This is a genomic window from Rhodobium gokarnense, assembly GCF_025961475.1.
Taxonomy (GTDB): domain Bacteria; phylum Pseudomonadota; class Alphaproteobacteria; order Rhizobiales; family Rhodobiaceae; genus Rhodobium; species Rhodobium gokarnense.
Genome location: NZ_JAOQNS010000003.1, coordinates 145,617 through 157,842 on the forward strand (window position 1 = coordinate 145,617; position 12,226 = coordinate 157,842).

The window sequence follows — 12,226 nt, forward strand, 5'->3', positions numbered from 1 at the left end:
GCGGCGATTGGAATGCGCCCTGTGACGGATGCGTGACGAAGCGGTCGTCAGGCGGTGATCGCCGCTTCCACCTCGTTGACGAAGCCGCGGTCGATGCCGAGCCGCTGGACGAGCTGGTCGAGATAGGATTTTTCCGCCGGATGGTCGAGGTCGATTGCAACCCGCGAGGCCGTGTAGATCTGCATGGCGAGTTCCGGCGTGCGCGCCTTGGCGACGATCTTGTCGATGTTAAGCGGCGAGCGCAGTTCGTCCATGACGAAGGCCTTGGCCTCCACGTCGAGATCGAGCGTGTCGAGCTTGTCGAAGATGCGCTGCTGCTCGGTGGCGTCGATATGGCCGTCGGACTTGGCCGCCGCGATCATCGCCATGACCATGGCAAGCCCGGCTTCCTGTTGCTCGGCCTCGGACGCCGCGAACGGGTTCTTCTTCGGCGCCTCGAGCGGACCCGGCTCAGCGGGTCCCGCGATCTGGCCGCCCGGCGCCGCACCGGTCGCCGCGCCCGTCACCGAACCGGTGCCCTGCCAGTTCTGATAGGCCTTGTAGGCAAGGCCGCCGAGGAGGGCGAGGCCGCCCATCGTCGCCGCACTGCCGGTGATCGAGCGTCCCGTCTCCGTGCCGAGCAGCAGCCCTGCCAGGCCGCCGGCCGCCAGGCCGGACTTCAGCGGGTTTTCCCTGGTATAGTCCTGCACCTGGCCGACCCGGTCGCCGACGGTGCCGCCGCCGGGGATGCCGGTGCCCATGAATTGATCGAGAAGCTTCTTGGCGTCGAACATTGTCTCTCCCTCGCATGGCGCGTTCGTTCGCTAAGCGAGGTGGGGGTTTTGCCCCCCGCAAACAAGACCCGGCGTCCCTTGCCGAGAAGCGAATCCGGCTCAACGATCTGTTGCCCGGCAAACCTGTCGCATGCGGAATCGCGCCGCGTTAACGGCTTGGAAAGATGCAACCCTCCTAATGCACCGATAAAGACAACAACTTAGAGATCGAACTGCGGCGCCATCTCTCACCCCCCAACGGCGCCGTCTTCTTTTTCCGTCTCAGCTTGCCGGCGTCAGTTGGTCCGCATTTCGCGCGCGTCCTCCGGTGCGGCGATCTGCGCACGTTCCGAAATCCGCAGCCGCCGCATCTTGCGCCACAGCGTGGTGCGGTCGATGCCGAGATATTTCGCGGCGAGCGACTTGTTGCCACCGGCCCGCGCCAGCGCCGTCTGGATCTGCACCCTTTCGTCCGCCTCCGACGGCCGCGCCGCCGGCTTCACGCTGACCACCGGCAGGTGGTCGAAGTTGCGGATGTCGTGCGGCAGGCTCTCCGGCACGATAACGTTGTCGACACAGCAGATCAGCGCGTGCTCGATCGCCGTCTCCATCTCCCGCACATTGCCCGGCCAGGGATAGTCGATGAGCAGCCGCCGTGCCTCGGGCGAGTAGCTGAAGTCGCGCGGGTAGCCGCGTTCGGCCAGCTTGTCGCAGAAATGGGCAAGGAGCAGCGGGATGTCGCCCGGCCGCTCGCGGATCGGCGGCACGGTGATCGGGAACACCGCAAGACGATAATAGAGATCGGCGCGGAAATCGCCGGCCTCCACCAGGCCGCGCAGGTTGCGGTTGGACGCGGTGATGATCCGGACGTCGGCCGTCACCGGCGTGTCGGACCCGACCGGCTCGAACGCCCCGTCCTGCAGCGCCTTCAGGAGCTTGGTCTGCAGATGGGCCGGCAGCGCCGAGACCTCGTCGAGGAACAGGGTGCCGGTATCGGCCGCCTTCAGCTTGCCCGGCCGCTCGCCGTTGATCTCGCCGAGGGCGCCGCGGGCATGGCCGAAGAGTTCCGCCTCAAGCAACGGCTCCGGCGTCGAGGCGCAGTTGAACTCCACGAACGGGCGCCGCGAGCGGTTCGACAGCCGGTGCAGGAGCCGCGCGATATGGGTCTTGCCGGTGCCCGTCTCGCCCTGGATCAGCACCGGCGCCTGCATCGGCGCCACCCGCTCGACCCGCTCCAGGATCTCCATCATCGTCGGGTCCTTGGTGACGAGGTCGCCGCTGGAGCGCGAAAGCAGCGTTTCGAGGCGTCGCTCGTCGGTCTTGTCGCGCAAAATGACGAGCCTGAGATTGCCCTGGGTGTCGCAGGCGCGACAGCAGTGGAACTCCAGATCCCGCATCTCGCCGCGCGCATTGATACGCATTTCGAACTGTATGAGATTCGGGGTCATGGCGCTTTCCGCCTGCGCCGGCGCCCGTTCCAGTACCCTGTCCAGCGCATCCTTGAGATCGACGCCGCGGATGTCGGCGAGCGACTGCAGCGGTCCGGCCCCGGGCGCCACCAGCAGTTCGGCGGCCGCCGGGTTCTGGTAGAGGACCGTCCCCTGGCGGTCCGTCAGGAGAACGCCCTCGTCGATATAGGATACGATAGCTTCGAGCAGAGGAACGAGATCGTCGATCTCCCTCATGGACTGCCCTTCCCTTGTTTCGGACCGTTTTCGGCGGTCCGGGTCCCTCCAAATCGGCGCGCTTCTGTGGCGCGTTCCTGTTGCATCATATGCAACATTTTCTAATCAACGCAACAGTACGAAACAGACACCATCGCAATTTCCGGTGTCAATTCAAACAGCTTCTATTGATTAATCGCAACGGCCTCCTGTTGCAGCAACTGCTGCAGCGCGCTGCATCCCGCAACATAAAAGCATTAGTATTTTCAATGACTTGCCATATGCCAACTTCTTTGCTTAGATATTTCTAAAATAAGCATGTGACGAACAACGGACATGCCATAAGCCGCTTTCAAGAGGGAGGATTGAGATGGCTGACTTGTTTTCCGCCGAGTGGATGGCGAGCTTCCAGAACGCGTGGAACGCCGAGCCGGACCTGTCCGGCGAACTGGCCAAGATCGGGTTCAACTCCAACATCGGTTACGGCTTCAAGGGCGAGGACGCCCCGCGCGGCATTCTGGTCGTGGAAAACGGCGTCGCCACCAGCGCCGGCGCCTATGCCGGCCAGCCGCTGAACTGGGACCTCAGGGCCGACGCCGCCACCTGGCAGGGCTGGATCTCCAAGCCGCCGGGCATGATGGGCCTCGGCATGGCCTACACCTCCAAGAAGCTGCAATTCGCGGTCGGCGACTACGCCGCGATGATCAAGGACCCGCGCATGGCCGGTCCGTTCATGAAAAGCTTTTCAGTGATGGCGCGCGTCTGATGACCCTGACCCTGCCGCAAAAACGGGTGCTGGCGGTGTGCGCGGCGCTCCTTGCCGCGTCCACGACCGTTCCGGCCGCCGCACAGGAGCGCTACGTGACTGCCGACGTCTCCGAAGTCGGCAGCACGTCGCTGATCGGCGGCACGGTCATCCCCTACAAGGAAGTGGTGCTGTCGGCGATGGTGCCGGGCCAGGTCCGCCTGCTTGCCGGCCGCGAGGGCGACGCCTTCCAGCAGAACGCGCTGATGGTGCAGATCGACGACGCCGACCTGCAGGCCCGCCGGCGCTCCGCCGTCGCCGCCCTGCAGGCGGCCGAGGCCGCGCTCCGCCAGGCCCAGGTGCAGTACAACCGCGAACTGATCTCACCGCAGATCAACCGTGGCATGTCGCGCTCCACCGGCATGGCGATGCCGCAGATGTTCGACACCTTCTTCGCCCGGCCGTTTTCCAGTGGCGTCGGCGCCAGCAATCCCTGGGTGGAGCGCTATGCCGACCTGCACAGCCAGCAAAGCGGCATGGAGCAGGCCCAGAGCCAGATCATGCAGGCCCGGGCGCAGCTTGAAGAGATCGACACCAAGATCCGCGATGCCCGCGTCGTGGCGCCGTTCCCCGGCACCATCGTCGCCCGCATGATCGAGGAGGGCGACACCGTCCAGCCGGGCCAGCCGCTGCTGAAATTCGCCTATGTGGATTACCTGCGGATCCAGGCCGAGGTGCCGGTCAAGCTGGTCGGCAACCTCTACCAGAACATGTTCGTGCCGGCCCGGCTCGACGTCGGCGGCGGCATCGAGGTCAACGCCCGCGTCGCCCAGATCTTTCCGGTCGCCGACCAGTCGCGCCACACCGTGACGGTGAAGTTCGACCTGCCGCGCGGCATCCCCGCCGCCCCCGGCGTCTATGCCGAACTGCGGCTGCCGAACGGCGCCGTCAACGCCACCTCGCTGCCGACCGTGCCGCGCTCGGCGCTGATCCAGCGCGGCAGCCTCTTCGGTGTCTTCGTGCGCGGCAGCGACGGCGAGCCGACGCTCAAGATGGTGCGCGTCGGCGGCGACGCCGGCGACGACCGGGTGACCATCCTCTCCGGCCTGAAGGGCGGCGAGGAAGTGGTCGTCAACCCGACGGCGAGCACAGGGCGCAGGCCGAACGCCCGCGCCGAGACGACCGACTGACTGCAATGACAATGCGCGCAGGCGGGCCAACCGCCGCGACCAAACGGGATGGAAACAGGGTCGCCGACAATGGCTGACACGAACGACACCACGACCGGATGCAGTGCCAACGGCAATGGCAAGAATGGCAAGGGCGAGCACGTCCACGCCCCCGGCCTTGCCGGCTCGATGGCGCGCACCTTCATCCATTCGCCGCTGTCGCCGCTGTTCCTGGTCTGCTGCCTGGCCGCCGGCATCCTCGGCCTCGCCTTCACGCCGCGCCAGGAAGACCCGCAGATATCCGTGCCGATGGTCGACATCTTCATCCAGTATGAAGGCGCCTCGGCGGCCCAGGTGACCAGCCTTGCCATCGATCCGCTGGAGCGGATGATGAGCGAGATCCCCGGCGTCAAGCACGTCTATTCCGCCTCCCAGCGCGGACAGGGCATGGTCACCGTGGAGTTCGACGTCGGCGAGAAGATGGAACCCTCGCTGGTCAAGCTCTACGACAAGCTGTTCTCCAATCTCGACAAGATCCCGCCCGGCGTCTCCGAGCCGCTGGTCAAGCCGAAGGGCGTCGACGACGTGCCGGTGGTGGCGCTGACCCTGTGGTCGGAAAGCCTCGACGACGCCGCCCTTCGCCTCGTTGCCCTGGAACTGGTGCAACGCCTGAAGGAAGTGCCGAACACCTCCCAGAGCTTCATCGTCGGCGGCCGGTCGGAAGAGATGCGGGTGGAAATCCAGCCCGAGCGCCTCTCCGGCTTCGGCATCAGCATCGACCAGGTCGCCGGCGCCATCACCTCGGCCAACGAGAAGAAGCGCGTCGGCTACTCCGAGATCGACGGCACCAGCTTCAACGTCTATTCCGGCACCTTCCTGAAGCACGCCTCCGATCTCGAACACATCATCGTCGGCACCTATAACGGCAGCCCGGTCTACCTGCGCGACGTCGCCAAGGTCACCGAAGGCGCCGGCGAGGCGACCAACAGCGTCCAGTATTTCACCGGCCCGGCCTGGGCCGAGAGCGGCGCGCCCTCCGCCGCCAGCGTCCCCGACGGCGCGCCCGCCGTCACCATCGCCATCGCCAAAAAACCCGGCAGCAACGGCGTCACCGTCGCCGATGCCGTCCTCGACAAGGTCGAGCAGCTCAAGGGCCGGATCATTCCGGGCAATGTGGAAATCGCCGTCACCCGCAATTACGGCGAGACCGCCAACGACAAGGTCAACGAGCTGATCGTCAAGCTGTTCGTGGCAACCGGCGCCGTCACCCTGCTGATCTGGCTGTTCCTCGGCATCCGCGCGGCGCTCGTCGTCCTCATCGTCATCCCGGTGGTGATCCTGATCACCGTCTTTTCCGCCTGGATCCTCGGCTACACGATCGACCGGGTGTCGCTGTTCGCGCTGATCTTTTCCATCGGCATCCTGGTCGACGACGCCATCGTCGTCGTGGAGAACATCTACCGCCGCTGGCTCCTGAAGGGCGAGGTCGACACCCCGACCACCATCGACGCCGTACGCGAGGTCGGCAACCCGACGATCCTCGCCACCTTCACGGTCATCGCCGCGCTCCTGCCGATGGGCTTCGTCTCCGGCATGATGGGCCCCTATATGGAGCCGATCCCGGCGCTCGGCTCGGTCGCGATGCTGTTCTCGCTGATCGCCGCCTTCCTGTTCACGCCCTGGCTCGCCTACCGCATCCGCCCGTCGCTGGCGAAGCTCCACAAGGCCCAGGAAGCCGAGCACCGCCAGAGCGAGGCCCTCGGCCGCTTCTACCGCCGCATCCTGACGCCGTTCATCGAGAGCCCGGCCAAGGGCCGCATGTTGCGGATCGGCATCTGGCTCGTCTTCGCCCTCTCCTGCGTCCTCTTCTACACCACGGACGTGGCGGTGAAGATGCTGCCCTTCGACAACAAGCCGGAATTCAACGTCGTCGTGAACATGCCCGACGGCACGGCGCTGGCCGAGACCGCCAATGTCACCCAGAGGTTCGTCGACGAGATCCTGAAGATAGACGAGGTGACCGCCGTCCAGAGCTATGCCGGCACCTCCTCGCCGTTCAATTTTAACGGCCTGGTGCGCCATTACTATCTGCGCCAGCAGCCGTGGCAGGCGGATATCCAGGTGCAACTCCTCGACAAGGGCGACCGCGCCCGCTCCAGCCACCAGATCGCCGCCGAGACCCGGAAAATCCTGACGCCGATCGCCGAACGGCTGGGCGCGCGCATCGCCGTCGTCGAAATGCCGCCGGGACCGCCGGTGCTGCAGACCCTCGTTGCCGAGGTTTACGGCCCGACCGAGGACATCCGCGTCCAGGTCGCCAAGGATCTGACGAGGATCTTCGAAGAGGCGCCGAGCGTCGTCGACGTCGATAACTATCTGGACGATCCGCACGAGCGCTGGCTGTTCGAGATCGACCGCCAGAAGGCCCTGCGCGAAGGCGTCTCCATCAAGGACATCAACCGCCAGCTCGGCATGGCGCTCGGCGGCTACAAGCTGGGCGACGCCAAGCTCGGCCACGAGCTGGAGCCGCGCTACATCGTCCTGCAGGCACCGCTCAACGTCCGCAGCCAGATCGCCGCCCTCGGCGAGTTACCGATCCGCACGGCAAGCGGCAATTTCGTGCCGCTGTCGGAGCTCGGCCGCTTCACCGCCGTGCCCCAGGACAAGACCGTCTACCACAAGGACCTGAGGCCGCTCGAATACGTCACCGGCGACGTCGCCGGCCGCCTCGGCGCGCCGATCTACGGCATGTTCGCCGTCGGCGACCTCCTTGCCGACTACACCCCGCCGGACGGCGGCACGCTTGCGGCTGCCTGGGTCGGCCCGCCGACCGACGGCTTCCAGTCGGCGTTCGAGTGGACCGGCGAATGGACGGTCACCTACGAGACGTTCCGCGATATGGGCATCGCGTTTGCCGCCGCCATGGTCCTCATCTACATGCTGGTGGTCTGGGAGTTCGGCAATTTCCGCCTGCCCGGCATCATCATGGCGCCGATCCCGCTGACCCTCATCGGCATCGTCCCCGGCCACTGGCTGCTCGGCGCGGAATTCACCGCCACCTCCATGATCGGCTTCATCGCGCTCGCCGGCATCATCGTCCGCAACTCCATCCTGCTCGTCGACTTCTCGCGCCAGGCGGTGGAGAACGACGTGCCGGTGACAGACGCCGTGGTCCAGGCCTGCCGCACCAGGACGCGGCCGATCATGATCACCGCGCTCGCCCTCGTCGCCGGCTCCAGCGTCATCATCACCGACCCGATCTTCCAGGGCATGGCGATCTCGCTGATGTTCGGCGGCATGGTCTCGACGCTGCTGACGCTGGTGGTCATCCCGCTCGCCTGCGTGCGCACCCGCCAGGCGATCGTCCAGAGCGTCGAATATTCCAGCGGCAATGGCTTCGGCGACGCCGCCGCAAGCGCCGCAGCCATGCCGATCAACGCCGAAGAGGCCGCGGAAAACGCCCGGGCGACTGCCAATCCGGCCACCGCCGAACCGCAGCGCCGCGGTCTTTTTAGCCGCATCGCCGAAAGCACCCCCGTGCAGACGGCGAAGATGACGCTGACCATGGGCTTTTATGCCCTTCGCGCCATGCCCTATTTCGCCTGGCTCGCCATCAAGGAAGCGGGCAAGGGGCTGTTCGCCCGCAAGGAAAAGCCTGCCGCCCCCTTCACCCCGGCCAATCCTGCCCCGCCGGCCGCGGCGGCGGCACCCGCGGCAGCGACGCCCGCACCCCAGGCGCCGGTCACTCCCGCACCGCAGGCGGCCGCCCAGCCCTATGTCGCCCCGCCCCCCCAAGCGGCCCCGGCGCCCGCAGCGCCGCAGGCACCAGCACCCGCAGTCCCCGCGCCGGCAGCGCCGCAGCAAAGCGTTTCCGAGCCGACCGTGCCGCCGATGCAGACTCCGGCCGAGGAACCGCCGATGCCGACCGGCCCGCAAGGCACCGGGCCCGCCACGGTACCCGCCGCCGCAGAGACAGAGACCGTCGTCGCCGATCCCGCGCCGGCACCGGCCAAGTCGGCCGCCGCCAAGCGGCCCGCCCGCCGCGCCGTCTCCAAGCGCACCACGGCCCGCACGGCATCGAAGGCAGGGACGGAGGCCGGCGCCAAGGCGAAGAAGGCAACGACCGCCCGGACGCAGAAAAAGCCGGCACCGAAGACGCCGGACGCCAGAGCGACGGCCAGGGAGGACGAAGATGTATCCTGATCGCTTGAGGTCGACCCTCCTCGTCGGCACCGCCGCCATCGCTGTCCTCGGCTTTTCCCTCATCGACCGGGAGGCAACGGCCCTCGACCGGTCCCCCTCCGCCCGGCCACACGTCGCCTCGACGCGCTACGACGCGCCGGCTGAGAAAATGCGACCGGCGACGATGACGCCGCGGCTCGGCGCACGCTACGGCATGCCCGCGACCAGCCGCGGCGCCACCCTCGCCCAGGTATCCGGCACCGCCGGCCAGTACACCGACTATCCGCCGATCGGCTTCGATCCGGAACAGCTCGGCCGCCAGAATGCGAGCATCCCGTCATCGCACACGGGAAATCCCGCACAGCCGCAGTGGCCCAATCAGGACGCGTCTCCCAACGTCGCCACCTATCCGCCGACCGGCACCAACCCGGCCTATCCGCCGGTCGCTCCCGGCAACCGCACCGGCGCCTGGCAGCCGGGCGCCGCGCCGGCCGCCCAGCCGACGGCGCCCGCCTATCCGCAACCGGCCCCCGCCTACGGCCAGCAGCCCACCTACGGCCAGCAACCGCAGGCATATGGCCAGCCGCCGCAGGCATACGGACAACAGCCGGCCTATGGTCAGCAGCCCCCCGCGCAGCCGGCCCCCGCCTATGCAGTCCCGACCTATGGCGCGACGGGATATGGCGCAACGGCCTATCCGCAGCAGGCCTATCCGGCGCCGCAGCCCTACGCCGCACCCGCCTATCCGAACGCCGGCGGGACCTACGGCCAGGGGCAGGTGCCCGCGCCGACCTACGCGGCCCCCACCTACACGGCACCCGGTTATGCGGCACCGGGCTACACCGCCCCGGCCTATGGCGCGCCCGGGCAGACCAATCCTTATCCGCAGCAATGGCAGGGCGGGCAGCAACGGCCCTATCCGAACGCCTATCCGGCGCCGCAATGGGGCGGCCAGTGGCGCCCCTACCCGCCGCAGGGCGGCAATCCGTTCGGTTACCGGCCGCAAGGCATGAACACGGCTCCCTATGGCGCGCCGCCGGCCTATGCCCCGGCGCGCCCGGCTACTCAGCCGACACGCCCGGCACCGCGCTCCGACGGCAGCATGTGGGCGACCGACCGTGCCCCGAACCTTGCTGCCGCCAATCCCAACCCATTCGCGGCCGATGCCCGCCACGCGGACTACGCACCCGTCGGCGGCTTTGCCTGGGAGACCGGCAACAACACGCAACAGGCATCCACCTGGCGCGCGTCGCCGGCGACGCGAACCGCCGCCGCCAACCCCTATTTCGGCGATTACGCGCCGACAGAGACCCGCAACCGCTGGCCGATCCACCGCCCCCATGTCGCAAGCGCCGGCATGTCCGGCTGGACCTACCGGTAGAAAGGCGTAAGGCAGTGACGCGCACCCCCACCATGCTGGCGATAACGGCGATGGCCCTTTTCGGGCCTGCGGACGGCGCCTTCGCCCAGGTGGCGACCAATCCCTGGACGACGCCGGCAGCACCTCCGGCGGCGACCGGCGGCAACCCGTTTTCCGGACGCAGCGCCTATGCCGCCCCGCAATATGCAACGCCGTACTACGGCGCCCCGGCGCCCGCCGCGCCGAACCCGGCCTATCCGCCCGCCGACAATGGACAGGCCGCGACGGCCTACGGCCAGCAGACCTATCCGGCCCAGCCCTATTCCGGTCAGGTCTATTCCGGGCAGCCCTATGCGAGCGCGCCGGGCTATGGCACGACGCCCTATTCCGCCGTACCGGCCTATCCGACACCCTATGCCGTTCCGGACTACCGGCCGGACGCAGGCACGACCGGCCAGCAGGCAACCACCGGCGATCCGGCCCTTTCGGGCTACGGCACCGGCAACGCCTACGGCGCGCCCCTGACGGGCACGTTCGGCAATCCTTATTCCAGTCTTTATCCGGGAACCGGCGCCCTTGCCGGGCTTGGATACGGCATTCCGCTCACCGGCGGATACCTGCCGGGATTGGGCTTGGCAGCACCCGGGGGATGGCAGTCCCCCGGCTACTACGCAAGCCCGTATTCCGGCTCTCTGGCGCCCTTCTACACACCCTATGCGACCGGGTTGCCGGGCCTTGGCGGGCTCGGGCCCTACGGGATGTAGCGGGAACGCACAACGTGAAACGGGCATGACGCCCGAAAGTCTCGGGAGAACTCCCTCGTCTCGAGGCTCAAGATCCAGGGAGGGAGAACCGTGAGGAGAGTAGATATGAAAAAGTTGCTTACCGCAACTGCACTGGCCGGCTTCCTCGGCCTCGTCGGCACCGCCGTCACCACCAACGACGCGGCCGCCTGGTGGGGCTGGGGCCCGGGCTGGGGCAACGGCACCGGCGACGGGAATTTCTCCATGAACTTCTCGGGCCGCGGCAACGGCTACGGCTATGGCCATCCCGGCTATGGCGGTTATGGCGGCCCCTGGGGCGGTTATCCGGGCGGCTGGGGTGGCTATCCGGGCGGCTGGGGCGGATATCCCGGCTACGGCTATGCCCCCTATGGCTATGCGCCCCCGGCCTATGGCGCCCCGTACGGCTATCCCCCGCAGATGCAGCAGCAGCCCCAGCAGCCGCAGCAGCAGCAGCAGTCGGGCCAGAGCCAGTAAGCCGGTCCGGCGCGAGCGGATCCCGGTCCCGTTTCAGGCAACCGGCGCCCTGGCGCCGCCGGACCGGGACCGCTTGCGCCGCCCACCCGATCTTGCGACCCGCCGCAGAGCGTTGCGGCGGGCTCGCGCCACGGGGCGTTTCACCGTGACGACGAAGCGCCCTGTCCGCTCGATCTCTGCAACGACAGGAAAGGCGAGGCTATGCAGATCAAGGGTACAGCCACCGGACTGCTGATGGGAGCGCTGAGCCTTCTCAGTGCCGGCGCAGTCGCGGCGGCAGAGACCGCCGGAGCCACCACCGAATTCACCGCCGATGCGGTCATCACCATGCCCCAGCGCGGCGTCCAGAGCGGCACGCTCTACGTCTCGGCAGACGGCGTGCGCATGGATTCGCTCCACCAGGGCCGCCGGGTGATCGAGATCCGCATGCCCAAGGAGGGCATTGCCCGCATCGTCTTCCCCGACGAGCGCACTTATATGGAAATGCAGTTGCCGCCCTCCGGCGCCGGCGCATCGATGGGGCCGCAGACCGTGCCGTGCGAGCCATCCGACGACGTCGGCTGCGAGAAGGTCGCCACCGAACAGCTCGGCGGCACCGAGGTCGAGGTCTGGGAGGTGACGCCCAAGGGCGCGCCGAAGCCGATCCGCATCTGGTGGGACGCCAACCGCAAGATGCCGATGCGCCAGGCGATGCCCGACGGCTCGGTCATGCAGGCCGCACTCCAGAACACCGAGGATTTTGGCGGCCGCACCGTGGAGCGCTGGGAGGTCTCGTTCCGCTCGCCGGACGGGCGCTATGTCACTGGCACCATCCTCTACGATCCGGAATACGCCCTCAGCGTCTATGAGAACATGCCCGGCGGCATGGTCCGCGAGCTGCGCAACATCCGGCCCGGCAAACCCGACGCCGCGCTGTTCGAGGTGCCGGCAGGGTTCAGCAAGATCGAGCCGCCGCGCCCGCCGGCCCCGCCGCAGGGGCAGGGCATGCCGCAAGGCCAGCAGATGCCGCCCCCGGGCTACGGCCAACCGCCGGCGGGGTATGGACAACCGCCGCAGATGCCGGCGCAGCAATGAGACAAGGTGTCGGGCCTTCCC

At 67.7% G+C, this 12,226-nt stretch carries 9 protein-coding genes; 7 read left to right on the plus strand and 2 right to left on the minus strand.

Annotated features, from left to right (window positions below; translation table 11 throughout):
* Window positions 1–47: 47 nt before the first annotated feature.
* Both M2319_RS05825 and M2319_RS05830 read right to left on the minus strand, forming a co-directional pair.
* Window positions 48–773, minus strand: a complete 726-nt coding sequence (locus tag M2319_RS05825; RefSeq protein WP_264600508.1) for a tellurite resistance TerB family protein — start codon at window positions 771–773, stop codon at window positions 48–50.
* A gap of 275 nt (window positions 774–1,048) precedes the next feature.
* Window positions 1,049–2,437: a sigma-54 interaction domain-containing protein gene (locus tag M2319_RS05830; RefSeq protein ID WP_264600509.1), complete on the minus strand. Its 1,389-nt coding sequence runs from the start codon at window positions 2,435–2,437 to the stop codon at window positions 1,049–1,051.
* Window positions 2,438–2,786: 349 nt separating this feature from the next.
* On the opposite strand from M2319_RS05830, the gene M2319_RS05835 reads away from it, so the two are divergent.
* From M2319_RS05835 to M2319_RS05865, 7 genes are all read left to right on the plus strand, one after another.
* Window positions 2,787–3,182, plus strand: coding sequence for a hypothetical protein (locus M2319_RS05835; RefSeq protein ID WP_264600510.1), 396 nt, complete (start codon window positions 2,787–2,789; stop codon window positions 3,180–3,182).
* Window positions 3,182–4,351, plus strand: coding sequence for an efflux RND transporter periplasmic adaptor subunit (locus tag M2319_RS05840; protein WP_264600511.1), 1,170 nt, complete (start codon window positions 3,182–3,184; stop codon window positions 4,349–4,351). Before M2319_RS05835 ends, M2319_RS05840 begins: the two co-directional genes overlap by 1 nt.
* A gap of 69 nt (window positions 4,352–4,420) precedes the next feature.
* Window positions 4,421–8,533, plus strand: a complete 4,113-nt coding sequence (locus M2319_RS05845) for an efflux RND transporter permease subunit (protein WP_264600512.1) — start codon at window positions 4,421–4,423, stop codon at window positions 8,531–8,533.
* Window positions 8,523–9,893: a hypothetical protein gene (locus tag M2319_RS05850; protein ID WP_264600513.1), complete on the plus strand. Its 1,371-nt coding sequence runs from the start codon at window positions 8,523–8,525 to the stop codon at window positions 9,891–9,893. The genes M2319_RS05845 and M2319_RS05850 overlap by 11 nt, the downstream gene beginning before the upstream one ends.
* 14 nt (window positions 9,894–9,907) lie before the next feature.
* Entirely contained in the window at window positions 9,908–10,636 is a 729-nt protein-coding gene (locus M2319_RS05855) for a hypothetical protein (RefSeq protein ID WP_264600514.1), read from the plus strand.
* Window positions 10,637–10,741: 105 nt separating this feature from the next.
* Entirely contained in the window at window positions 10,742–11,131 is a 390-nt protein-coding gene (locus M2319_RS05860) for a hypothetical protein (protein ID WP_264600515.1), read from the plus strand.
* Window positions 11,132–11,332: 201 nt separating this feature from the next.
* Window positions 11,333–12,205 (plus strand): DUF4412 domain-containing protein, encoded by an 873-nt coding sequence (locus M2319_RS05865; RefSeq protein WP_264600516.1) that lies wholly within the window; start codon window positions 11,333–11,335, stop codon window positions 12,203–12,205.
* Window positions 12,206–12,226: the final 21 nt, after the last annotated feature.